Here is a 25,186-nt window from a genome sequence, read left to right on the forward strand (position 1 = left end):
GAGAGGCTAGGACTTTTGTCCCAGCCTCTTTTTGAAAGCAGAAAGAGGAAAAAATGTATCAAACGATTTTATTTGACCTAGACGGCACCTTGACCAATTCAGAACTAGGGATTACCAACTCGGTGGCCTATGCCTTAGGAAAATATGGGATTCAAGTGCCAGACAAGAAAGCATTGAGAGTTTTCATCGGTCCGCCCTTGCAGGAGTCTTTTGAGCGCTTTTATGGATTTTCTAAGGAAGAATGTTTAAAGGCCATTGACTACTATCATGAGTATTTTTCCGAAAAAGGCCTTTATGAAAATGAGGTCTATCTAGGCGTTCCTGACTTGCTGGCTTCTCTCAAGCAGGCTGGCAAACAGTTGATTGTAGATACGTCAAAGCCTGAAGAATTTTCCATTCAAATTCTCAAACACTTTGGTTTGTATGATTATTTTGACTTTGTCGCTGGTGCGACCATGGATAGAAAACGTAGTAAAAAAAGCGATGTTATCCAGTATGCCTTGGAGCAAAATGGGATTACAGATTTGGCGCATACCATCATGATTGGAGACAGGGAGCACGATGTGCTTGGCGCTCAAGCGCAAAAGCTTGATTCTATCGGTGTCCTTTATGGCTTTGGAAGCAGGGAAGAATTGGAAGAAGCCGGCGCCACCTATATTGCTCAAGAAGTTGGCGAAATTGCAGCTTTTATAGGATAACCTTTTCCAAAATATTAAAAGTTGGAACTTTTCTAATCTGCTGAATATTGCTTGATTTAATATTTCTATCGGCGTACACTTACTGTAGGTTAAGTCACACAGATTAAGAGGTGATAATATGAATTTGTCACGATATATATTAAAATATAGTACTGATGATGGTACGTTGTATTTTAATACTAAAACCAATCATTCATTTTTTCTTACGAATGAATTGAATAGAGTAGTCGACAGCAATGATGTGATTAGGAAAGAGTTTCATGCTTATCTTGATAAAAATAAATATTTAAGTGAGGGTGAGTATGAGGTCGAAAAGTATCTATCTAAAATAAGCGATACAGATGCTGAATTATTGGAACTAACAATTTTGACACATGGAGATTGTAATTTTCGGTGAAGGTTAAAGTGAATAACAAATTCGATGACAAAATGAATGCTAAACCTAGAGTATTTAACTATAATTGTGATTGTAAATAATCACGATTTTAAATAAATTAGAGAAGAGGGTTGTGCTAGCCCTCTATTTTGATGGATGATAATTATGAGAAATATTTATAAGTACATTGATAAGAAGTATCTTTTTCCTATTTTTTTAGGGCGTATTGTGAATAGTGGTTTGGTGTTGGCGCAACCTCTGATTTTAACGAAGGCCTTGAAGTTAGATCAAGACGGCCTTTCTTATGGAAAAATTCTCAATTTTGTTTTATTTGGTTTGTCTGTCTATCTTGTTATTTATAGTCTGATGCTGTTTTCAAACCATTCGCACAATATATTCCGAAGAGAAATCAACAAAAGTGTCCGTGCCCTTTTATTTAAGAAAGTCATATTGAATCCTAAATTTTCCAATGATGAAAAAGTTAGTCTGCTAACTCAAGATATGGAATATGTGGGCGATAATTATTTGGAAAATATAAATGTTATGGTGAGTTGGGGATTTGTCGCCCTTGTTACAGCCATTTATATTGTTTCACAAAATTTTCTCTTAGGACTTATTTTTGTCATTTTTACGATTATGAGACCTATTCCTCAGTTCATCATGAATCGTCGTTTACAAGATTCGGGAGACAGCTGGTCCAAGCTTAGAACGAAATTACATGGGCTTGTCTCGGATAGTATGCAAGGCAGCCAAACCTTACGGATTAATCAGGCCATGAGGCTGAATGAAGAGCGCGTGAATGATTTAAACGGAGAATATCAAAAAGCCATCCAAAGATTTTGTTTCACACATAATATTATTTTTTTCTTTAATGGATTTATGGTCTTTTTTAGTCAGGTTGTTCCTCTTGCTTTAGGCTTTTATTTGAGTTTACAGGGAAATTCTATTTCTATTACAAGCCTCATCTCTATGTATGTTGCTGCGGGGATGCTGGTAGAACCGATCCAAACTCTGATGTACAGTGCAGCCAATCTCCAAGGTGCCTTGCCGACTGCGAACCGCCTGTTTAAGATTATCGAGGAAGAACCTGATTTCGAAGAGACAAAGGATCAATTTGTTGAAAATCTCGAATCGTTGCGCTTAAATCATATTTCAAAAAGTTTTGCTGAACGTCAGCTTTTTTCTGATTTGACGGCGACGATTTCAGTAGGTCAGAAGGTCTTAATCAAAGGACCGAGCGGGTCTGGAAAGACGACTCTTTTTCGCTTGATTTTAGGAGAAGAAGTATGTGATGAGGGTGACATTTTCGTTCAGTATGATGGAAATCAAATAACGAGTCATTTCCAAGGGAATATCGGTTTAATTAGCCAGCATCCCTTCCTGTTTAACGATACTATCCGCTATAATCTAACTTTTGGTCAGCCTTTTCAGGACCATGAATTATTGGAGGTATTGGACCGAGTTGGCTTAATAGATGAATTTCAGGATATTTTGAATGTAGAAATTCATAATAATGGTGAAAACATTTCAGGAGGTCAGCGTGTCAGATTAGAGTTGGCTCGTTTTCTCTTACGCGAGAAGGATATTTTATTAGCGGACGAAGTGACATCAGCTTTGGACGAAAAAAATAGTCGTCTGGTTAGAGACCTAATCTTTTCTTTGCCGATCACGGTACTAGAAATAGCCCATCATATTGATGAAGAAGAGCGCTATGACCAAATCCTTGAGTTACGTAAAGGATGAGCGATGCCACAATAGTTGGTTCTGCGACAAAGCGGATAGTAATAAGCCAGCAATTTGTCAGATATTTTTGAGATTCTAAGTGGTGATATTTCCAAAATCATCAATACTCAGAGAACTTAAGCTTTATTTAAGATAGGCCAGCTATACTAGAAGCATAAACAAAGACCTCCTAACTTTGTTTAAACCTCCTAAACTTTTTCATAATAATCTCCCATAAGAGTCGCCCAATCGGCGGCTTTTTTTTTTGAGTCGTAAGCTGCCTATGGTATAATGAACAAAGAAACTAAAAGGAAGAAGGAAGAGATGGACTACACGATAGAGGAAAAAGCGATGTTTATGAGGGAAGCCCTGAAGGAGGCGGAGATTGCCCTCGCCAATGATGAAATACCGATTGGCTGTGTCTTGGTCAAGGATGGTCAGATTATCGGGCGTGGACATAATGCGCGTGAGGAGCTGCAGCGGGCGGTCATGCATGCGGAAATCATGGCGATCGAGGAGGCCAATCAGCGTGAAAATAGCTGGCGCCTGCTGGATACGACGCTTTTTGTCACGATTGAGCCCTGTGTCATGTGTAGTGGTGCCATTGGTCTAGCTCGGATTCCCCAGGTGATTTACGGGGCGACCAATCAGAAGTTCGGTGGAGCAGGTAGTCTCTACGACATTTTGGCAGATGAACGCCTCAATCACCGAGTCGAAGTAGAAACAGGAATCTTGGAAGCAGAATGTGCAGCCATCATGCAGACCTTCTTCCGCCAAGGTCGAGAACGAAAAGAACAAGCCAAACTCGCAGCCAAGGCCGAAACACAAGAATAAAAACCGGACCTTTGCAAATCGAACAAATTATGATATAATACCTATCGGAGCAACAGTTCTGCGTGAAGCGGGTCAGGGGAGGAATCCAGCAGCCCTAAGCGAAGTGAACTGTGTGCTCTTTTTCTATAGCTCTTAGTGAGGTAAGCCTGTAAGGCGCAACCGAGCTTAGAGATATTGATCCTGAGGAGCGAAGCGACGTGAGGGCTATAGCGCAAAATGAATCAAGTCCAAGGGACGCAGACGAATCCTAGAGCAATGGATGCAGTTTTTCCCGTTAGAGAAAAAGCTGTAAACCTATAAAAGCTCTTAACGAATCAAGCCTGTAAGGCGCAACCGAGCTTAGAGATATTGACCCTGAGGAGCGAAGCGACGTGAGGGCTATCACTCACCAGAGTCATGTGGAAATAACTTTCCTATTCAAAGAATAAAAGAGAAAAAATAGAGTTTCGTGAGAAGCTTCTTTTTTTGATTTTCTAGCCAAAAATAGTGCAAACATGCAAACGATTGCTATTGCGTCGTTGCTTGATTTGTGAAAATAAAAAAATTAGCAAATGAAAACGTTTTACAGGATGGTTTTCCTTGATTAAATCCGTGTAAAGCGATATCATAGAGAAGAACAAAATTTGGAGGAATAACATGTCTCATATTAAATTTGACTACTCAAAAGTTTTGGGTAAATTTGTTGCCCCACATGAAGTGGAATACATGCAACCACAAGTGACTGCAGCTGATGAATTGATCCGTAAAGGAACAGGTGCTGGTAGCGACTTCTTGGGTTGGTTGGACCTTCCTGAAAACTACGACCGCGAAGAATTTGACCGCATCTTGAAAGCTGCTGAGCAAATCAAAGCAGACAGCGATGTTTTGGTCGTTATCGGTATCGGTGGATCATACCTTGGTGCGAAAGCAGCTATTGACTTCTTGAACCACCACTTTGCAAACTTGCAAACAAAAGAAGAACGCAAAGCTCCACAAATCCTTTACGCTGGAAACTCAATCTCATCTACTTACCTTGCTGACTTGGTAGAGTACGTTGCAGATAAAGACTTCTCAGTCAACGTGATTTCTAAATCAGGTACAACAACTGAACCAGCCATCGCTTTCCGTGTCTTCAAAGAACTCTTGGTGAAGAAATACGGTCAAGAAGAAGCTAACAAACGGATCTACGCAACTACTGACCGCCAAAAAGGTGCTGTTAAGGTTGAAGCAGATGCGAACGGTTGGGAAACATTTGTGGTTCCAGACGACATCGGTGGACGTTTCTCAGTATTGACAGCAGTTGGCTTGCTTCCAATCGCTGCATCAGGTGCTGACATCAAAGCACTTATGGAAGGTGCTAACGCTGCCCGTAAAGACTACACTTCAGACAAACTTGCTGAAAACGAAGCTTACCAATACGCAGCAGTTCGTAACATCCTTTACCGTAAAGGATATGCAACTGAAATCTTGGTAAACTACGAGCCATCTCTTCAATACTTCTCAGAATGGTGGAAACAATTGGCTGGTGAGTCAGAAGGGAAAGACCAAAAAGGTATTTACCCAACTTCAGCTAACTTCTCAACAGACTTGCACTCATTGGGTCAATTTATCCAAGAGGGAACTCGTATCATGTTTGAAACAGTTGTCCGTGTTGACAAACCTCGTAAGAACGTGATCATCCCTACTTTGGAAGAAGATCTTGATGGACTTGGATACCTTCAAGGAAAAGACGTTGACTTCGTTAACAAAAAAGCAACTGACGGTGTTCTTCTTGCCCACACTGACGGTGACGTACCAAACATGTACGTAACTCTTCCTGAGCAAGATGCCTTCACTCTTGGCTACACAATCTACTTCTTCGAATTGGCCATCGCCCTTTCAGGTTACTTGAACGCCATCAACCCATTTGACCAACCAGGTGTTGAAGCATACAAGAAAAACATGTTTGCCCTTCTTGGTAAACCAGGATTTGAAGAACTTGGAGCAGAACTCAACGCTCGCCTTTAATCGACAGACAAAACGATCTCGAAAGAGGTCGTTTTTTTGTGTCTATTTCCCCATTTAGTGATGAATTGGCGCCTTCAGGTGATTTATGCTATAGTAGGGTAAGATAATAAAGTTAAGGAGTACGACATGTCAAGAGGAAGAAAAGTACAACGTGAATGGTCTAAGAATCATGGGAATCTGTACTCTTTTCCGAGTGCATTTTCGGATGAAGGACCTCAAGGAGCGATTTTTGAAGATCAAAAGAAACAAATAGGATTTCGGATTTCACGTAACATAATCCGAGTACTCTTTTCAGTGATCGTTGTATTCGTATTTTTTCTGATAGGAGTCTGGTATTATAAAAAAACAGTCGTTCATAAACCCGTAAATAAGATCATAAGATCTTCGGAAAGATATCAAAATAAGAAATCTTCTACCAGCCCTTCAAATACTCAAGCAAGCAAAAGTGAGAATAAAAAAATTGGATATATATTAAAAAAAGAAAATTCTGAGTGGGTTGATCCATCTCAAGTAAGAGCTTTTTCAGTTGATGAAGTTTTTGAGTTAATGGATGCTACAAAGAAGCCAACGATAACATCTTCAGAAGTAATTGAGAAATATGGAAAGGCGTTTGCAGGTTTACTTGATTATAATTCCTCGGGGAAAGAACGAGTAACCTTTTATTATAAGCTTTCTGACCAACAGGGTTTTTTCAAAATTGTTATTAATGAGTTTGAAGGAAAAAGTCGTGTTGAGCGTGTCTATCTTGAAGTGACTAAAGCTCAAGCGGGCATGGCGAATAAAACTTTAGAAGAATATCGTTCTTATTTACCTAAAAGTGGCCAGGAAGGGATTGGGTTAATGGAGGCTATAAGTCAGTTTGGAATTCCTAAGAATAGTTACAGTAACAACCTGTATGAAGGGGAAAATAGTTATATATATATTCTATACTTTACAACAGATCAAAGAAAAATAACCTTATCATTTAAAAAGAATCAGCAAGGGGAATACCGACTTGAAAATGTAGCAACATCTGGATAAAACGATCTCTCAAGAGGTCGTTTTTTTACTTGTAAAATAATTTCATAATTTTTCCCTTAAGATTCAATTATATAAACACTAACTAGTTATTATTCTTGATCATTTGCTAAACTCATTTCTAAAATACTGATGATACAGGGTTTCTAGCTAGACAATAGCTACAGGCACGGATTTTATACTCAAATCCTTTAATATAAAAAGTTGTTTGAATATAAAAGTTGTCATTTGTTGTTTCATATTATAAATTGAAAGACGAATGAAAATAATTGAAAAAGGAATGAAAATCATGAAAAAGAAATTGGCTAAATTCTTGTTACTTTCATCTATGCTTGGTGGAATGGCTGTTGCTCACCCAGTTTCTGCGAATACAAAAGCTGCGGTTTATGAGTACAAAAATGGTCAGCTAGACCTTGTTCAAAAACCAACATATGAAGGTTTCGAATCGAATCAGCTTTCTTTGAAATTGAAAACAGGTCGTGTCGATGTAGTGGGAGCGCGTGAAGGCAAGAAAGAAAGTGCGCATGATGCAGGAGCCTACCAATTTGCATTGATCTACAAATCTGAAGGTGGCGAAGAAGAGACCGTTGCTAAAGGGCAAAATACAGCAGATGGGACCATCGCATTTGATGATGTGGATCTCTCTGGACTAAATTCTGGGACTGTTAAACTCTACATTCGTCAAACCACAAAGGATGATGGTCGTTTTAAACAGTTGGATAATGGAGAAGGGGAAGTAACAGTGTCCCTTGCTTACGATGGATCAGGACGCTTGATGGTGGATTCACTTGAAAGTTCAAACCCAATTTATCGTAATTTCATTGCAGGCTATAACGGTTCTGAGACAGGAGGATCCACTTCACCAAGTACAACAAGCCCATCTTCAAGCTCAAGTAGCTCATCTTCTAGTTCAAGTAGCTCAAGTAGTTCGTCTTCAAGCTCAAGTAGCTCATCGAGCTCATCTTCAAGCAGCTCATCTTCAAGTTCCTCAAGTTCAACTTCTTCATCGAGCTCAAGCTCTTCTTCTAGTTCTTCCTCAAATTCAAGCGACTCAAGCAAATCTGTAGTTGGCCGTTTATTGCCAAAAACAGGTCAAGAAACAGGTGTCGTTTTGGCAACATTGGGCTTGCTCTCACTTGCAGGAATTGCTATTGTCTCCCTTCGCAAGAAATTTTAAGATAAGCATCTAAAAGGTCGGATATCTCTCCGATCTTTTTTAGTCCATCAAGACAGGAGTTGGTCCTTGCTTGGTTTTATGTTATAGTAGAAGAGAAGAATAAAAAGGAGAATTCGAAATGTCCGAGAAAGATCAAGAACAATTTATGAAGCATACTCCCGTAGAGGGTGCGCCTCAATTTGATGTGGCTGCGCCAGCCTTTGTCCCAAAAGAAGAAGCCGAAGACTTGGTCGTTCCAGAAGCTAGTGGTCTTTCAGTGACGGAGACGGAAGCAATGAAAGAAGAGGCAGACAAGCTAGCTATGTCAGAAGCAGTGGAGCTTCCAAAGGTGGATGAAGTGACTGTTGGAGAACATCCGGATGTAGTTGCCGCTCCCCAACCGACTCCTCCATTCCAGCCTGCGCCTCAAGCTCCTCAAAACATGGCAGCTGAACCAATTGGTCCGCAAACAGTGCCTGTTCCTGAGACACCTATTCCACAAGCTCCTCTTTCTCCTGTTGGAAGACCGATGGATACTGCTGACAAGAAGGCGATTCGTTTTGCTCTTGGAATTTTAGTGGGGCTTCTTATCGGTGGTGTCGGTGGCTATTTGATTGGTCATGCCAGCCCTAGCACGTCACCATCTAGAAAGCACACTTCTTGGTCAGGCAACCAGTCTGGTTCTTCATCCAATATTGATTTGGACCAGTTGACCGCAGAAGATGCGGAAGCCGATTTTAGCTGGGAGCAGTCTGATATCGAGCAACTTCAATTTTTGACTGGAAAGGATGATGGGGAGAGTCCTGAGGAAATGGTCGACGCTTATGGAAAGGCTAGTTCTGTTCAATTTGATAGTGGAGAATTGAAATTATTCTGGGATGATAACTCTTATAATAAAGAGGTCAAAGCGACCTACTCTAAGAAAGGAAAAGAATTACAGCTTGTCAAATTTGAGTTTAACCAATTTGGGAAAAATCTTACGGTTGAGGACAACTTTGCAGATGGATTCAAAGTTGGAAATAGTGAGACCGGTGCTGGAGGAACCTCTTACAAAGAGCTTTTAGAAAAATACGGTGATGCAGTCAATCTGACGGTGAGTTCATCTGATGATTCAGACGAGATAGAATTGGTCATGGACTTCCAAAAGAAAAACGGGGACTATGTAGATTTGACCTTTATTCGCCAAGAAAATGGAGATTTCCTCTTGAGTAGTAAAGACAGCTATTAAATCACTGAATAAAAGAAAGAGGCAAGCGCCTCTTTTTTGGGATAAGACGAGACAAATACGCTAATTTTCTATACAATAGAAAGAGTTTGAATAGAAAGAGCATGAAGGATGGAAGAAATGAAACAGTGGATCGAACATCATAAGCGGATCCTCCAAAAAGCTGCAAGTGCTTTGCTGGCTTTTGTGGTTGGTGTTTGCTTGGTGTTTATGATTCATCCAGTGAAAACTTTGCCCAAAGATCGCTTGTTGAGTTTGTCTCGCATGCAAGCAGACAGCCAGCAATTTGTTGCGTCTTCTTCCGAAGAGCCGGCTTTAGAAGACTTGTTGTCATTGGACCTTGCAAGGGGAGAAGGAAAGACACAAAAAAATTGGGTGACTTTGTCTGCATTCGTTAAAAAATTTGGAAAAGCAGCGAGTTTTACACAAGAAGATACGAGTTTTGGAGCGCAAGTCCAGCTAGGCTATGGGGCTCCTGTACAGGGGATTCATCCTTATACCATAGAATTTCAAAAGCAGGATGATACCTTTTATTTGAGCTCGATTCAAGGATTTGCGCCCCAATCGGCTCACTATCAGAGCAAAAAGAACTTAAAACTGGCAGATTTTACAGGCTATCAGACGCTAGATGGAAAAAAGGAAAAGGGGACAGCAGTAGAAGATGTCTTGAAAAAATCAGGTCTTCCCAATTCTCTTAGTTTGACCTCTGCAAAGGACAAGCAAGTCCTAGCCCTGTCTTATCAGGTGACAGATGGACTGGTCTCTTTGACTTTTGAACGCGACCAGAGTGGTCAGTATCATTTGACGAAGAAGGGGTGAAGCAGATGATCGAGTGGATGAAAAAGAATCGAAAAGAACTCTTACTGCCGTTTTTGTGTTTTGTTTTAGGACTCTTACTTGCGATTGCAAGCATCCAGGTGCAAGAGCAGGGAACCGATACCAAGGAAGACCAAACACTGACTCATTTCCAGCCAAAGGATTACAAGAATTTGGTCAGCAAGGAACAAGAAATCAAGCAGTTTAAATGGACCATTGAAGCTGTGGCGAATTTGAAAGTCCGTCTTAAGCAGAGTCAGCAACCAGGAACCCGCTTGGAAACAATTGTGACGGAATGGGGAAAAACTCAAAAAGTTCGCTACACTAAGACAGCCCAAGGGGATAAAACGGTTCTTGTCTTGACCTATGCGGCTAAGCAAACCGATCAGGGCAAGAAAAGTGTAACCTTGTGGTTTGAACAGGAGCAAGACCAGGGGTATCGCTTGACGATGGTGGATGCGACGAATTTGTTGGACACAAAAGAGAAGACAAGCAGTGAGAAAGAAATCACTACTGAAAAAGAGAAAAAAGGTACAGAATTCGCCCATCTCATTAAGAAACTAGGAAATCCTCAACGATTGGTCTGGGGGGAAATGCCAGATGGCGGTATGGGCTATCGCGCGACTTACCAGGTAGCAGGGCAGCCAGAAGTGGTGATGGAATTCAAGAAAAAAGGCAAGAAATTAGTGTTAATATAAGAAGGGAGACATCATTGGACGATCAACGGACAGACATCAAGGCAGCTTCCTCTCACCAGGGTGGGAGCCGCTTGATTTCAGAGGCTGACCTTGCTTCAATAGGGATGGACAATCATCAGGATACTAGAAGCCATTCAGATACAATGGCGTCTTCCCCTTCTTCCTCAAAAGAGGGGATTGGTTCGCTTTTGCGATTTTTTGGGTGGTTCGCCTTGTTTATGGCTTTTGTGTTTGTGCTTCAAAACGAAGTTAATAAAAGCTCTTCTTCATCTTCTTCGAGTGAGGGGATCAATGGTTTATCACGTGATGGTATCAGAACGGAATATCTGACCAGTGAAAATAGTTCTTATATCGCCTCAGCTAATGAATTTCAATTTCAGCCAACCTATGAAAAGGCTATGTCTCTCATTCCTAATTTTGCAGTGGAAGAAAAAAAGACCTCTTTTGGGACGGTAGACCCACAAGATGTCGTTGCAGCATTAGGTAAAGCGAGGAGTGGGGAAGCAACCTATAGTGGTAGCAGTTCTAGTCCCTTTTTGCTGACCTTAGATTACCAATCAAAGGATGCAGATGGGAAGGTTCTTCTTGAAAAAACAGGTGCCTTTTACAGGATCTCTCTTTTAAGTTTGAAACACTTAAAAAGTGACCGATTTGCGAATAAGAATGGGAGCTTGATGAAGGACGATTTTGCCACTATCAAGGTCGGAATGCCTTATTTAGACCTACTCAATACAGTAGGGATTCCGGATGAAATATATGTATCTGGGCTTTTAGGTTACGGGGAAGCGCCTTCCTTTACCTATCGATTATCGGATTCTCAAACGGTTCAAATCCATTTTGATAGCCGGCAAACCATCAAGGATATCAAATCGAAAGAGGTAGCGACCACACCAGCTTCCTCTACATCTACAGCACAGTAAAAAAATCAGCCGAAGCATTTTAAATAAAAGGAGGGGACAATGGGAAATAAAGACTGGTCGCATCTACGAAATGAGCACCAGAGTCGGTTTTCGAAAGGCCAGCCGAAAGAAGCACCCTTAGAAAAAGGAAGTCCTGAGAAGCTAGAAGATACGCTCGCAAAAGAGCCAGAAGTGCTAGAAGTCCCTGCTTTTCAGGAAGAGGTGAAACAAGAAGAGGAACGAAAAGACGAACCAGCGATTGGTGTGAAGAAGGAATCGTATGATCCAAAGGAAGGCTCATTTGCTACACCTGAAGACGAATCAGCTCAGGTCGTTCTTGCTACACCACTAACAGAAGAAGCAAGGTCAGAAACACCAGCACAAGATACAATAGGGCAGTCTCCTTCAGCTGAGAAAAAAGTAGAGCACCAGGGTGGGAGCCGCTTGATTTCAGAAGCTGACCTGGCTTCAATAGGGGGAGGCAGGCATTCAGAACCAAGACAAACGGTACTAGACTCCCAATCGGATAGGGCGAAAACCTACTCTCCTTCCTCTAATAGTGGAGGGTCTTCGCTGGCAGCCTTTTTTGGATTATTGGCCATGCTGGGATTATTTGCCTATCTAGCTTCAGGAGGTATCCATAGTGAGGAACATCCTTCTTCTACTACTAGTGAATACGGAAGTCCTGGCCGGTCTTATGGAACCAGAAAGGAAACCTTGAAGAGTGGTACGAGTACCTTGATTGCACCGGAAGGTGAATTTCAGTTTCAAGTGACCTATGAGAAGGCGATTTCCCTGATTCCTGGTTTAAGTGAGGGGGATCAAGGTCGTACCTCTTCAACTTATCTGTCTCCGCAGGATGTGGTAGCTGTACTGGGCAAGGCTAGTAGTGGGGAAGAAACCTACCAAGAGGGTAGTGTCGGTCCTTTCATGACAAGCTTGGATTATGAGGTTGAAGGATCCCCTTCTTCTGTATCTGTTTTGCTTTCAAATATGATTAGTAGCCGTCTATCTTCTCTTAATTTTGAGAACTTAAACAGTGAGCGATTAGCCAATAAAAATGGCAGTTTGAATAGAGAGAATTTTGCCAATATTAAAATAGGAACCAGCTATGCAGATCTTGTGAATACAGTCGGAATTCCTAGCCGTGTTTCTTGGTCGAGTATGATGAGTTCAGAGTCCTTCTTAATCTTTTACTATAAACTTTCTGATTCGCACTCAGTCATTATTCACTTTGGAAGCAATCGCACCATCAGTGAAATGACAGGCCTGGAGGATCAGGCTACAACCACGTCGCCTTAGGTGTTCATCTCTTTGGGTTTGTGGTATAATATGGATACCTTTAATTGAAATGAATGGAGAATCTCATGACTGCACAAAAAATGTCTGCACAAGAAATTATCGCTTTTATTGGAAATGCAGAAAAGAAAACAAATGTGAAAGTAACCTTTGAAGGGGAATTGGCAACAGCTGTTCCTGCTTCTGTCACAAAACTAGGTAATGTGTTGTTCGGTGATTGGAAAGATATCGAGCCCCTTCTTGCCAACTTAACAGAGAATAAGGATTATGTGGTTGAACAAGATGGCCGTAATTCAGCTGTTCCCTTGCTTGATAAGCGCTATCTAAATGCGCGTATCGAACCAGGCGCTATCATCCGTGACCAAGTGACCATCGAAGACAATGCTGTCGTGATGATGGGGGCTGTCATCAATATCGGTGCTGAAATCGGTGCAGGAACTATGATTGATATGGGGGCTATCCTTGGTGGTCGTGCAACAGTTGGTAAAAACAGCCACATCGGTGCAGGTGCCGTTCTTGCGGGTGTCATTGAGCCAGCTTCTGCTGAGCCTGTTCGGATCGGTGACAATGTCTTGGTCGGTGCCAATGCAGTTGTGATTGAAGGGGTTCAAGTAGGGAACGGATCCGTCGTTGCCGCTGGAGCTATCGTTACTCAAGATGTCCCTGAAAATGTGGTTGTAGCTGGTGTCCCAGCTCGCATCATCAAGGAAATCGATGAAAAAACACAACAAAAAACAGCACTAGAAGACGCCTTGCGTAATTTATAAGATATTGATAGTAGAGGCCGCAAGGCCTCTATTCTAATCTAATAGAAAGAAGACAACTATGACATTGGACTTAATCAAAATCAGACGGGATTTGCACCAAATCCCTGAAATTGGATTAGAAGAATTTGAAACCCAAGCCTACCTCTTAGAGCGAATCGCAGAGATCACAGAAGGCAAAGACTTTGTAGAGCAACGGACTTGGCGGACCGGGATCCTGGTGTATCTCCATGGGTCTGCTCCTGAAAAAACTATTGGTTGGCGGACGGATATCGATGGCTTACCGATTGTGGAACAAACGGGCCTTGATTTTGCCTCCAAGCATGAAGGACGGATGCATGCTTGTGGTCACGATATGCACATGACGACAGCCCTTGGACTTTTGGATCAACTGGTCCAAGTACAACCAAAAAATAACCTGCTCTTTCTCTTCCAACCGGCTGAAGAAAACGAAGCTGGTGGAATGCTCATGTATAAGGACAATGCTTTTGGCGACTGGCTCCCTGATGAATTTTATGGTCTGCATGTACGCCCTGATTTGAAGGTGGGGGACATTGCGACCAATACGGGTACTCTTTTTGCAGGGACCTGTGAAGTCAAGATCACCTTTACAGGAAAGGGAGGGCATGCCGCCTTTCCACATGAGGCCAATGACGCTCTTGTAGCAGCCTCTTACTTCATTACCCAAGTCCAATCGGTCGTGAGTCGAAATGTCGATCCGATTGAAGGGGCTGTGGTGACCTTTGGTTCCATGCATGCAGGAACAACCAATAATGTGATTGCTGAGACAGCCTTCCTTCATGGGACTATTCGGACCTTGACCATGGAGATGAATCTTTTGACTCAAAAACGGGTCAAAGCCATTGCAGAAGGAGTTGCAGCAGCCTTTGATGTGAAATTGGACCTGGAACTCAAGCAAGGAGGCTACCTGCCTGTGGAAAACCAACCAGAATTGGCCAAAGAACTCATGGACTTTTTCACAGCTGAGGAAGACGTGAACCTGATTGATATTCTGCCTGCGATGACAGGAGAAGACTTCGGCTTTCTCTTGAGCAAAGTCCCTGGTGTCATGTTCTGGTTGGGGATTGATACCCCTTATGCCTTGCACCATCCAAAGATGAGCCCAAATGAAGCAGCCCTTCCCTTTGCTGTGGAAAACATTGGTGAATTTTTGAAAATGAAAGCCAACCAATAAAGGATTGATTCAACTCCGTCTGGAGTTGGATTTTTTCTTTGTCGTGTAAAAACTGTTCGGATCTTTCCTAAAAAATGATACAATTAAAGCTAGACAAAAGGAGTAGGCATGAAGAAAACACTACGAAAAGAAACCATTGCAGCCATGAAACAGTTGCCAGAATCCGTGAAAACTCAAGCAGATGAAGAGCTGACTCAGCGCCTCTTGGAGCTACCAGCTTTTCAAGAGGCAAAGACCCTTGCGACCTATCTGTCTTTTGACCATGAAGTTTCCACAGCTGGCTTGATCCAAGCAGCTCTTCAACTTGGGAAACGCGTCTGTGTTCCCCGTACCTATCCACAAGGGCGGATGGAATTTGTGGAATACGATCCTGACATTTTAGAAAAGACTCGCTTTGGTTTGCTGGAGCCCAATGAAAAAGGGAAGCTTGTGGATCAGTCAGAGATTGATCTGATCCATGTACCAGGCTTGGTTTTCCAGTCAAAAGGCTACCGAATTGGCTATGGTGGTGGCTATTATGATCGTTATTTAACAGATTATACTGGAAAAACGGTTAGTACGATTTATTCCATCCAGCAGAAGGATTTCCAGCCAGATACGTTTGATCAGGCAGTTCAGGAGGTGCTAGTCTATGAAGTTACTCTTTGATCGTCGTTATCCTGTGACCAGCCTCTTATTGCTCGTGACAACGGCAGTCTTTCTTTCCATGTTTATCCGATTTGGAGGCGACTACCAAACAGGTGCTGCTGTTTACTATAGCGGTGGGATTATTGGAGAGGTTGTGAAAGTCGATCCAAGCCAGTTATGGCGAATCGTGACAGCTACTTTTGTTCATATCGGCCTAGAACATTTTGTGCTCAATATGATCACCCTCTATTACTTGGGACGTTTGGCAGAAGATCTCTTTGGATCGAAGGCTTTCTTAGCTCTTTATCTCTTATCAGGCATGATGGGCAATGTCTTTGTTGCTATTTTTACGCCAGATGTGATTGCAGCAGGAGCTTCTACAGCCCTCTTTGGACTGTTTGGGACCATTGGTGCTCTGCGCTTTATTGTCCAAAGTCCCTATATTCGCCACTTGAGTCAGTCCTATACCAGCTTGATTGTGGTCAATTTGATCTTTAGCTTCATGCCAGGGATCAGTATGGCGGGGCACATCGGTGGCTTAGTAGCTGGGGTCATGTTAGCTTATGTCTTTCCAGTAAGAGGGGAAGCTCGCTTTATGAACCGAACCTATCAGATGAGTGCAGCCCTATCTTATCTCTTACTTTTGCTTTATTTCTTAGGTAAAATCTTGAATCTATTTTAAGAGAGAGTGGGACAGAAATCGGTAATTCGTTAGAATTCGATTTCATCGTCCCACATCCGCACAGTTGAGTAGGGCTGTAAAAGCTGATGAAATCAGCGTATTAGAGCCCACTCAACCACTGCATCTTGCTCGACATCCAAAAACAATTGAGAGGCTAGGACTTTTGTCCCACTCTCTTTTTTTCCTAAAAAATGTAGTGCAATCGTAAACTAACAGAAAATTGTTTGAAATGCAAAGAATTGTATATATTTATTATAATATGTTTGCAAGAGTCAAGTGATCCCTCTATTGCTAGGTCCATAGAGAAGGTAATCATGGGTAAAAAAGTATAAAAATGCAAATTAGAAAGCGCTTGCAAAAGGGTTGAGAAAGGTGTAAACTGGAGATATAAAAACTAAAAATAGTGCTATTTTGTCAAAAGTAGTGCAAAAACAAAGGAGATTTGCCATGAAAAAATGGTTGTTAAAACTCTCATTGGTAGTGATGACACTCTTACTCCTACCGATTCAAGCTGTTCAAGCCTGTTGCGGTTTTATCATTGGTCGCCAATTGACCAAGGATGGGACCACTCTCTTTGGTCGGACAGAAGACTACCCTTACTATCCAAATGGTGGAAAGCACAACAAAAACTTTGTAGTTGTTGATGCGAAGAACTATAAGGAAGGGGATCAACTGGAAGACGAATCTAATGGTTTTACCTATCCACATGCTGCCAGTGAAATGAAATACACAGCGACTTATGACTCTGCTCGTGGAGATGGTAGTAACGGTGCCTTTGGTGAACATGGATTTAACGAAGCCGGCGTCTCTATGACCTCAACTGTTACAGCAATTCCAAATAAAAAAGTCTTGAAGACTGACCCATTGACAGAAAAGGGAATTCCAGAAGCTGCTATGTTGGACGTGGTTTTACCACGCGTTAAGTCTGCTCGTGAAGGAATCGAACTACTTGCGAAAGTCATTGAAGAAAAAGGTTCAGCTGAGGGGAATACAGTTGTTATTGCCGATCAGAAAGAAACTTGGTACATGGAAATTCTTTCTGGGCACCAATATGTAGCTGTTAAAGTTCCAGAAGATAAATATGCAGTTTTTGCCAATACCTACTACCTTGGCCATGTAAACTTGAATGACACTGAAAATGTTATTGCTTCAAAAGATGTTGAAAAAGTAGCTAAAGAATCAGGTAGTTACAAGACTGATAAAGATGGCAATTTCCATATCGCTAAATCTTATGGACCAGAAAAATATGCTGAAGGAGACCGTTCACGTACTTACGCAGGAATCACTCTTTTGGATCCAAAATCAAAAGTGACTTATGAAGATGATGAATACGAACTCTTCCGCTCACCAACAGATCCAAACAAGAAATTTACTTTGGAAGATGCCTTTGCTCTCCAACGCAACCGTTTTGAACATTTGAATGGTCGTTTTGTTCCAGACGATCAAATTGGTGTCAAGAAACAAGGGGATAATGGTAGCAATGATGCTGTTCGTAAAGACCAATACAAGTATGCTTTAGGAAACGAAAACGTCATTGATGCCCATGTTTACCAAATCAATCCAAATCTTCCAAAATCATTTGGTGGTACTTTATGGCTTGGTATGGGACCATCTCGGAACACTCCTTATGTTCCATTCTATGGTAATCTAAAAGATACTTACGAAGCCTTCAAACCTCAAACAGCAACTTATGATCCAAATTCATGGTATTGGACAGTATGGCACATTGACAACATGGCGATCAATAACCAAGATGTCTTTGGAAAATCAGTTCAAGATCACTGGAAAGCTCTTGAAAAACAATTGATCATCGAACAAGAAGCTAGTGATGCGAAATATAAAGCTTTGAAAGATAATCCGGAAGCTGCTAAAGCAGTAGAAGACGAAGTTACAGCAAATGCTCTTGCGCTATCTAAAAAACTATTTGAACACTTCAAATCTTATGAAGCAGATATGCATGCACATTTGATTGAGCTAGGTCGTAAGGATGATCCATATCGTGCCTCTAAGCCAGATGATTACAAAGATCCAGAACCTGAAAAACCAGTTCAACCTGAAAAACCGGTTCAACCTGAAAAACCAGTTCAACCTGAGAAACCAGTTCAACCGGAAAAACCAGTACAGCCAGAAAAAACTCAGCCAATTCAAACCAAAGTCAATGAAGAAGGCAATCCAAATAACCGCTTCGGTTATGCAGCTACAAAAGATAAAGAATCTTATGTTTCTACTAAAGTTGAAACATTTGTGAAACCAGAAGCAAAAGCTCAAGATCCATCCGAAGCAGTTTCAGCTGGTAATGGCGGCAATGAGAACAATCGTTTTGGTTCATCTTTCGCAAAAGCAACTGTTGAAACTTTCCCAAATACCAATTATTCTTACAATGTTCATCCTTAAACAATAAGAATAAAAAGTGAATTGGACCAAGTCCAATGAAACGAAAGAGGCCGGATTTTTATCCAGCCTCTTTTTTATATAAAAAAACTGACCATTGTAAGGCAGCAAAGCTCTTACATGATATGGCCAGTCTCTTTTGTATTCTGCAGATTTGAAAATGATTAGTCTGCAATTTGTTCAGATGCTTCTAATTTTTTTCCAAGGTCGATAATATATTGTTTGAGATCATCTTTGACTTGAGGGTGTTTCAAGGCATAGTCGATCGAAGTTTTCATGAAGCCGAATTTATCACCTACATCGTAGCGTTGGCCTTTAAATTCACGGGCAAAGACTCGTTGGGTCTTATTGAGGGTATCGATTGCATCTGTCAATTGAATTTCATTGCCAGCACCTGGTTCTTGATTTGCAAGAATATCAAAGATTTCAGGAGTCAAGAGGTAGCGTCCGATAATAGCGAGATCACTTGGAGCGTCCTCTGGGTTTGGTTTTTCGACAAACGTTTCAACGCTATAAAGACCGTTAATACCTTCTCCTTGAGGTGCGATCACACCGTAAGATGAAACTTCTTCGTGAGGGACTTCCATCACAGCGATGGTTGACGCATGGGTTTCATCGTAGTCGTTCATCAATTGTTTGGTCAATGGCAAGGCATCATCATTAGTGATGTCCATGAGGTCATCTCCCAACATAACGACAAAAGGCTCGTTTCCAACAAAGGCCTTGGCTTGAAGAACAGCGTCCCCTAAACCTCGAGGGTGACTTTGGCGGATGAAATGAAGATTGATCGCTGTTGTATCATTGACCAACTTGAGTAAGTCAGTCTTGCCTTTTTGCTCGAGATTGTATTCCAATTCGAAGTTAGAATCGAAATGGTCTTCGATCGAACGTTTGGCCTTCCCTGTTACGACAAGGATTTCTTCAATCCCAGATTTCAGAGCCTCTTCGACGATAAATTGGATCGTAGGTTTGTCAACGATTGGCAACATTTCCTTTGCCAAAGCTTTGGTAGCTGGGAGGAAGCGTGTCCCCAAACCAGCCGCAGGAATGACTGCTTTTCTAACTTTAGTCATATAGTTTCCTTTCTAAAAGGTAGGATTGATGTTAGGGTGGTTGACTTATTTCCACTCATTTTCTTCTTTAAATTCATTGCTCATCATGTGGTGGATGGCTTCGCGGATATCTTTTCCTTCATAGATGACTTGGTAAATGGCTTGTGTAATCGGCATGTAGACATCCAATTCTTGGGCCAGCTCGTGGGCGACTTTGGTCGTAGAGATCCCTTCGATGATCATGCCCATGTTGGCTTCGATGTCTTCCAATTTTTCGCCACGTCCGAGAGCATCCCCAGCTCGCCAGTTACGAGAGTGAACAGAAGTTCCGGTAACGATCAAGTCACCGACCCCAGATAAACCGCTATAGGTCAATGGGCTAGCTCCGAGCTTAACGCCAAGGCGCGTGATTTCAGCGAGACCGCGCGTGATGATGGCTGCTTTGGCATTGTCACCATAACCAAGACCGTGCAGGGCTCCAGCTCCGACCGCGATGATATTCTTCAAGGCTCCAGCAGTTTCCACTCCGATAACATCTGTATTGGTATAGAGGCGGAAGTAGTGATTGCTAAAGAGTTCTTGAACATAGCGTGCAGCTTCTAAATCTTTTGAGGCTGCTGTAATGAGGGTGATGTCCCGTACGATGGTCTCTTCTGCATGACTCGGTCCAGAAACGACCACTACCTCACTGCGAAGAGAAGCAGGAATTTCTTCTTCAAGGATTTGAGAAATCCGATCGTGTGTGCCAGGTTCTAGCCCTTTAGAAGCGTGCATGACTGTGACAGGGTGATCCAGTGTTTCAGCGACTTGTTTAGCGACCAAGCGGGTCACTTTTGTAGGAACGACAAAGAGGACAGCATCCACACCGTCCAAAGCTGCTTTCAGATCAGTCGTAGCGGTAATTTGATCGCTAATAACGATATTTTTGAAATAGCGTTGATTGGTATGAGTGGTATTAATTTCATCGATTTGTTCTTGGATATTTCCCCAGAGACGGACTTCATGGCCGTTATCATTGAGGACTTGTGAAAGGGCTGTTCCCCATGAACCAGGACCCAATACTGCAACGGTTTGTTTTTCCATTGTATCTTCCATTTCTATGTCTATTTTTTCAACAAGGCTAGGAAATCTAGCGCTTGCGCCTTCGAAACGGCTTAATGTGTGCCTTGAAGGACGATTCTATTTTCCTCTCTATTTTAACATAATATAGGTAAAAAAACTTGTATGATCATCAATTGTTTTGTGAGGAAGGTGAAGGTGATAAATAAAATCTATCACGGTTTTAAAAAATACATATTAGACACGATCACTAATGGGTGGTAAGATAAATAGTAGTTAAAATGAAGGAGGAATGAATATGTGCAGAACAATTGTTGGAGTATCCGCTAATCTCTGTCCGGTTGACCCGGAAGGGAAAAACCTTCATTCCTCCGTGTCTAGTCAATTTGCGGAAGGGATCCGTCAAGCAGGTGGACTTCCAATGGTCATCCCGATGGGAGATCCTTCCTTAGTTAAGGATTATGTTGAAACGATTGACAAGTTGATCCTAAGTGGAGGTCAAAATGTCGATCCTAGTCTCTATGGCGAAGAAAAAACCATCGAAAGCGATGATTACAATATCGAACGGGATCAATTTGAGCTTGCCCTGCTGAAGGAAGCGGTTCGCCAAAACAAACCGGTTCTAGGAATCTGCCGTGGGGTTCAGTTGATCAATGTGGCTTTTGGAGGAACACTCAATCAAGAGATCGAGGGACATTGGCAAGGACTTCCGTTTGGGACTTCCCATTCTATCGAGACTAAAAAAGGTAGTGTGGTGGAGCAACTCTTTGGTCAGGCTAGTCGGATCAATTCCGTGCACCGTCAAAGTATCAAGGATCTTGCACCAAATTTCCGTGCGACCGCCTTTGATCCGCGCGATCACACCATCGAAGCGATTGAAGCAGTAGACGGCCATCGGATTATGGGCTTGCAATGGCATCCAGAATACTTGGTCAATGAAGAAAAAGGAAATTTAGAACTCTTCCGTTATTTATTACAGGAATTATAAGAAAAAGAGAGGTTGAATTGGTATCAGCCTCTCTTTTGGTATGGTTATTACTATCTAGAAATAGTAAGGGTTTTGTGCTAGAATAGGAACTACAATTGGGAGGTATTGATAGAAATGAAACTTGCTAAGACAATGAACCTTAACTATTTATGGTTGCTTCTAGGTTCTTATTTTGTGGCCATGATGGTCAATCTATTGAGTTTTTCAACAAAGGAATTGTTTCTAGAACTGGGTAAAGTGGGATGGGGCCATACAGTCCTTGCTTTGCTCATTAGTTATCCTATTCTCTGGTTTTTGACGGAGAGCAAGAAGTATATCTGCATACAAAAATTGAATCTCTGGTTCGTGGCAGGTATCCTATTTATTTCTATTTTGAAAAGTCCGAGTCTCTTTATGTCATTGGGCCTAGTGTTGCTCTCACTGGTCTTGTTTCTATATTTTTATTTAGGAAAAGAAACAATCGCTTATATTTTCTTAGCGGTAGATGTCTTGTCTTTTCCGAAATTGTTGCTACAAACCAGTGCCAATCTTCAAGATAAGGAACTGGGAATCTTTACGTTTACGATTTCTGAATCGAAGTTGCCTACTTTGATTTGGCCAGTATTAGTAGCCGTTATCGTTGCCGTCCTGATCGGTTTTCTTCTCTCAAAGGTTTCTTTGGCTAAAGTTAATGAAACCTGGGTTCGAAGACTCACAGTGGTGACAATTATAGGTGGTATTTTCTATGTGCTCTATCTATCGATTGTTGCCTATTATAAGATTAAAGCCAATGCGGTCTCTTCTTTTGATATTGGAATCTTTTCACAGATGTTTGAGAGAATGAGACATGATTTTTCGCAAGTTACCACCCTTGAAAGAGATAGGGCCTTATCGCATTTTGGAGTCCATATTTCTCCTATTTATTATTTGATCTTGCCCTTTTATATGCTATTTCCTTATGTGGAAACATTAGATATCGCTCAAACAGTGATTGTATTTTCAGCAGTTATCCCGCTTTGTTTGATTCTAAAGAAAATACAATTGCCAAAAGTCATGAAGCCACTCGTGCTTGCCCTCTTTTTTGTGACTCCGGTCATGACAACGAGTGGTGGATTCCATTTGCATGAAAATTGTTTTTTGCCTCCATTGATACTTTGGTTGTTCTACAGCCTGATTTCTCAGTGGCGTGGAAGAACTATCTTGTTCACCTTGTTGCTCCTTTTCGTGAAAGAGGATGCCTTTGTCTACGTGCTGTCCTTAGGACTTTATTTTACTTTTCAACATCGTTTTACCTTTGAGGCCAAGTTTAAAAAGTGGTTGTATCTCAGTATGTTTGCCTTACCGATACTTTATTTTGCGTTTGCCATGTTCCTCTTAGCAAGATATGGTGAGGGAGCCATGGTTTCCCGATACAATAATCTATTATTGAGTGGGGAAAACGGCCTCTTGATGGTTGTGAAAAATGTAGTCCTAAATCCGCTTTATGTTTTGGGAAGTTTATTTACAGCGAAAAGGCTTGGCTACCTCTTTTTGGTCCTATTTCCTTTTAGCTTTTTACCACTGATTCAGCGACGTTGGTCTACCTATTTTCTGATGCTGCCCCTTTTTCTCATTAATTTGTTGATGGATTGGCCTTACCAATATGATATTGGTTTTCAGTATAGCTATGGTTCGGTTACGCTTCTATTTTTGATGGCCTTATTGTCTATCGATCAATTAAGCAAGAACCAGTTGGCATCAGATAATGTATTGGTGGCTCTATTAGCTTCTTCCATCATTTTTTCAAGCGCCATTCTATATAGTTTCACGCATAATTGGAGTTTTGAAATCCAATACTATCAAACACGCAAAGACTATTTTGATGGGCTCGAAAAGACCCTGCAGGCTATCCCTAAAGATAAAGCGGTCTTAGCAGCAGGTGGCTATACGCCGAGTCTTCGCAGCCATGAAAGATTGTATGATATTTTCTACCATAATGACAAAAAGCTTGATTCTAAGATTGACATAGTGGTAGTTCCAAGGGAAATGCAAGAGGAAAAAAATGGCTATTCTGAAACAGCCACTCTAAATCTCTATAAAGAATCAGGGTATAAAGAAAGCAACTTATCTACAAAAGATGTGTTGATTTTGGAAAAATAACTGTTTGAAAGAGGAAGAGTTACTTAGAAAAATTCAGAAGCCAAATAGCCCTTAAATATACAAAAGATGGATTTTTTGTTCAATAATCTTGACTTTCTCACTATGTTTTGCTATATTATATGCGTTGATTTATAAAAAATCAGCCTAGAAAGGGAGAAAAAATGAAAAAGTTAGCAGTTTATTTGTCAATAGTTTGTTCGCTATTGATTGTGTCATTGACACTTTTTTCTAAAACTGTACAGGCGGAAACGTCTAAAAAAGTCGATGTCATCACGGAGATCAAGATCCAAAATAGCAAAGGTGAAGAATTAGCAACCGGTCTAGGTCGTTATGACACTTTCCGTCTGAATGCAAAATTTGCTTTAGAAGGAAAAAATGTTAAAGCAGGGGATACAACTGAAGTCACTATCGATGGACCAATCGATATCAAGTCTCAGGATTTTGAAATTAACGATACAATCACTGGTAAAAAGATTGCCGATGCAAAAGTTGATGCAAAAACTGGTAAGATTGTCTTGACATTCACAGATTTCGCTCAAACGAAAAATGACGTTTCAGGTTCATTCTTCTTCTACGCTGGTGTTAACAAAGATAAATTCCCAAATGATGGTGAAGTTCCTGTTAAGGTTTCTGTTAACGGTAATGTAAAATTCAACGGTAAAGTAACAAGTACAACAGTTGGTGAAGGTAAACGTTACACAATCATCAAATCTGGTTGGGATAATGGAGATCACAAAAACCTTGGATTCCGTATCTCTGTAAACAGAACTAACGAAGCAATCAACAATGCAGTCCTTTCAGATTCAATAGCATCAGCAGGGGTTACCTACAAAGCTGGCAGTTTCAAAATCTTCAAAGGTACTTGGGTATACAGTGGTGGTAAATGGACGCTTACAAATAAACAAGACGTTACTGCTAACTATACAGTAAATGCAACAGATAAGTCATTCTCTATTGACTTTGGTAATATTTCTGCTAACGATCACTTTGCAGTAGAATATGAAGCAGTTGCTAACTATGAAACTGTTGACGGCGAACAAATTAAGAATACAGCGACAATCAAAGGTGATAACAAAGAGGAGTACCCTTCAAATAGTAAAGTAAACATCCAAATCGCTGGTGGTGAAGGTGTCGGTTACGAATTTAGCATTCAAGTGAAAAAAGTAGACGAAAACGGTGCTCCACTTAAAGGTGCGAAATTCCAAGTTATCCGTGCAACTAACCAAGATATCATTGGTGAGTTTGAGTCAGATGCTAATGGTGAATTCACTGTTAAGAACATCTTGCGTGACAAATACATCATTAAAGAAGTTAAAGCTCCAGAAGGTTATGAGTTGGCAGCTGATACTGTAGTTGAAGCTGGTGAATTCAAAACACCAAAAGCTCCTGTAGCTAAGAATATTGTAGACCAAAAAACAACTACAACTACAACAACTACAACAACCACCACGACTACAACAACCACAACAACTACTGCAGAACCAACAACCACCACCACGACTACTGCAGAACCAACGACAACGACAACAACTACTGCAGAGCCAACAACAACAACGACGACTACTGCAGAGCCAACGACAACCA

Annotated in this window: 22 protein-coding genes and 1 other RNA gene; 21 read left to right on the forward strand and 2 right to left on the reverse strand. The window is 41.3% G+C overall.

Going from position 1 to position 25,186, the window contains the following annotated elements:
• Nucleotides 1-53: 53 nt before the first annotated feature.
• The 18 genes from HMPREF3002_RS02155 (at nt 54) to HMPREF3002_RS02240 (ending at nt 18,388) form a co-directional block, all read left to right on the forward strand.
• A complete protein-coding gene (locus HMPREF3002_RS02155; RefSeq protein ID WP_070665064.1) occupies nt 54-698 on the forward strand; it encodes an HAD family hydrolase in 645 nt (214 codons plus the stop codon).
• 118 nt (nt 699-816) lie between these two features.
• The gene (locus HMPREF3002_RS02160) at nt 817-1,095 is read left to right on the forward strand and encodes a hypothetical protein (protein WP_003009004.1); all 279 of its coding nucleotides are present in this window, start codon (nt 817-819) and stop codon (nt 1,093-1,095) included.
• Between the two features lie 144 nt (nt 1,096-1,239).
• Entirely contained in the window at nt 1,240-2,817 is a 1,578-nt protein-coding gene (locus tag HMPREF3002_RS02165; protein ID WP_049498605.1) for an ATP-binding cassette domain-containing protein, read from the forward strand.
• Between the two features lie 303 nt (nt 2,818-3,120).
• Nucleotides 3,121-3,630, forward strand: a complete 510-nt coding sequence (gene tadA, locus HMPREF3002_RS02170; protein ID WP_176745554.1) for a tRNA adenosine(34) deaminase TadA — start codon at nt 3,121-3,123, stop codon at nt 3,628-3,630.
• 39 nt (nt 3,631-3,669) lie between these two features.
• Nucleotides 3,670-3,764: signal recognition particle sRNA small type (gene ffs, locus HMPREF3002_RS02175), an RNA gene on the forward strand.
• Nucleotides 3,765-4,266: 502 nt separating this feature from the next.
• Nucleotides 4,267-5,616 (forward strand): glucose-6-phosphate isomerase, encoded by a 1,350-nt coding sequence (locus tag HMPREF3002_RS02180; RefSeq protein ID WP_070665070.1) that lies wholly within the window; start codon nt 4,267-4,269, stop codon nt 5,614-5,616.
• A 126-nt stretch (nt 5,617-5,742) separates the two neighbouring features.
• Nucleotides 5,743-6,636: a hypothetical protein gene (locus tag HMPREF3002_RS02185; protein WP_049471947.1), complete on the forward strand. Its 894-nt coding sequence runs from the start codon at nt 5,743-5,745 to the stop codon at nt 6,634-6,636.
• A 286-nt stretch (nt 6,637-6,922) separates the two neighbouring features.
• Nucleotides 6,923-7,810, forward strand: coding sequence for an LPXTG cell wall anchor domain-containing protein (locus HMPREF3002_RS02190; RefSeq protein WP_256263405.1), 888 nt, complete (start codon nt 6,923-6,925; stop codon nt 7,808-7,810).
• Between the two features lie 118 nt (nt 7,811-7,928).
• A complete protein-coding gene (locus HMPREF3002_RS02195) occupies nt 7,929-9,017 on the forward strand; it encodes a hypothetical protein (RefSeq protein WP_070665076.1) in 1,089 nt (362 codons plus the stop codon).
• A 108-nt stretch (nt 9,018-9,125) separates the two neighbouring features.
• Nucleotides 9,126-9,833 (forward strand): hypothetical protein, encoded by a 708-nt coding sequence (locus tag HMPREF3002_RS02200; protein ID WP_070665078.1) that lies wholly within the window; start codon nt 9,126-9,128, stop codon nt 9,831-9,833.
• 5 nt (nt 9,834-9,838) lie between these two features.
• Nucleotides 9,839-10,528 carry a hypothetical protein gene (locus HMPREF3002_RS02205; RefSeq protein WP_070665080.1) on the forward strand — a complete coding sequence of 230 codons (690 nt, stop codon included), beginning with the start codon at nt 9,839-9,841 and terminating at the stop codon, nt 10,526-10,528.
• A 14-nt stretch (nt 10,529-10,542) separates the two neighbouring features.
• The gene (locus HMPREF3002_RS02210) at nt 10,543-11,448 is read left to right on the forward strand and encodes a hypothetical protein (RefSeq protein WP_070665082.1); all 906 of its coding nucleotides are present in this window, start codon (nt 10,543-10,545) and stop codon (nt 11,446-11,448) included.
• Nucleotides 11,449-11,487: 39 nt separating this feature from the next.
• Nucleotides 11,488-12,729, forward strand: a complete 1,242-nt coding sequence (locus tag HMPREF3002_RS02215) for a hypothetical protein (RefSeq protein WP_070665084.1) — start codon at nt 11,488-11,490, stop codon at nt 12,727-12,729.
• A 65-nt stretch (nt 12,730-12,794) separates the two neighbouring features.
• Nucleotides 12,795-13,493 (forward strand): 2,3,4,5-tetrahydropyridine-2,6-dicarboxylate N-acetyltransferase, encoded by a 699-nt coding sequence (gene dapD, locus HMPREF3002_RS02220; protein WP_003016885.1) that lies wholly within the window; start codon nt 12,795-12,797, stop codon nt 13,491-13,493.
• 58 nt (nt 13,494-13,551) lie between these two features.
• Nucleotides 13,552-14,685 (forward strand): N-acetyldiaminopimelate deacetylase, encoded by a 1,134-nt coding sequence (locus HMPREF3002_RS02225; RefSeq protein ID WP_070665086.1) that lies wholly within the window; start codon nt 13,552-13,554, stop codon nt 14,683-14,685.
• 108 nt (nt 14,686-14,793) lie between these two features.
• Nucleotides 14,794-15,333: a 5-formyltetrahydrofolate cyclo-ligase gene (locus HMPREF3002_RS02230; protein WP_070665088.1), complete on the forward strand. Its 540-nt coding sequence runs from the start codon at nt 14,794-14,796 to the stop codon at nt 15,331-15,333.
• The gene (locus HMPREF3002_RS02235) at nt 15,317-15,994 is read left to right on the forward strand and encodes a rhomboid family intramembrane serine protease (RefSeq protein ID WP_049491404.1); all 678 of its coding nucleotides are present in this window, start codon (nt 15,317-15,319) and stop codon (nt 15,992-15,994) included. Before HMPREF3002_RS02230 ends, HMPREF3002_RS02235 begins: the two co-directional genes overlap by 17 nt.
• Before the next feature lie 447 nt (nt 15,995-16,441).
• On the forward strand, nt 16,442-18,388 hold the full coding sequence (locus tag HMPREF3002_RS02240; RefSeq protein ID WP_070665090.1) for a C69 family dipeptidase: 1,947 nt from the start codon (nt 16,442-16,444) through the stop codon (nt 18,386-18,388).
• Nucleotides 18,389-18,549: 161 nt separating this feature from the next.
• Here the strand turns inward: HMPREF3002_RS02240 and galU are convergent, their stop codons facing one another.
• Together galU and HMPREF3002_RS02250 are read right to left on the reverse strand one after the other, a co-directional pair.
• Nucleotides 18,550-19,458 carry a UTP--glucose-1-phosphate uridylyltransferase GalU gene (gene galU, locus HMPREF3002_RS02245; protein WP_070665092.1) on the reverse strand — a complete coding sequence of 303 codons (909 nt, stop codon included), beginning with the start codon at nt 19,456-19,458 and terminating at the stop codon, nt 18,550-18,552.
• A 45-nt stretch (nt 19,459-19,503) separates the two neighbouring features.
• Nucleotides 19,504-20,520 (reverse strand): NAD(P)H-dependent glycerol-3-phosphate dehydrogenase, encoded by a 1,017-nt coding sequence (locus tag HMPREF3002_RS02250; protein WP_070665095.1) that lies wholly within the window; start codon nt 20,518-20,520, stop codon nt 19,504-19,506.
• Between the two features lie 274 nt (nt 20,521-20,794).
• Here HMPREF3002_RS02250 and HMPREF3002_RS02255 point away from each other — a divergent pair, with 274 nt between their 5' ends.
• The 3 genes from HMPREF3002_RS02255 to HMPREF3002_RS10825 all read left to right on the forward strand — a co-directional run.
• A complete protein-coding gene (locus HMPREF3002_RS02255) occupies nt 20,795-21,484 on the forward strand; it encodes a gamma-glutamyl-gamma-aminobutyrate hydrolase family protein (protein WP_003002057.1) in 690 nt (229 codons plus the stop codon).
• A gap of 114 nt (nt 21,485-21,598) precedes the next feature.
• A complete protein-coding gene (locus HMPREF3002_RS02260; RefSeq protein ID WP_070665096.1) occupies nt 21,599-23,602 on the forward strand; it encodes a DUF2079 domain-containing protein in 2,004 nt (667 codons plus the stop codon).
• 161 nt (nt 23,603-23,763) lie between these two features.
• A partial coding sequence (locus HMPREF3002_RS10825) for an Ig-like domain-containing protein (protein WP_070665103.1) occupies nt 23,764-25,186 on the forward strand: 1,423 nt, incomplete at its 3' end.

The sequence above is a fragment of the Streptococcus sp. HMSC065E03 genome (genome assembly GCF_001815045.1).
Taxonomy (GTDB): domain Bacteria; phylum Bacillota; class Bacilli; order Lactobacillales; family Streptococcaceae; genus Streptococcus; species Streptococcus parasanguinis_AD.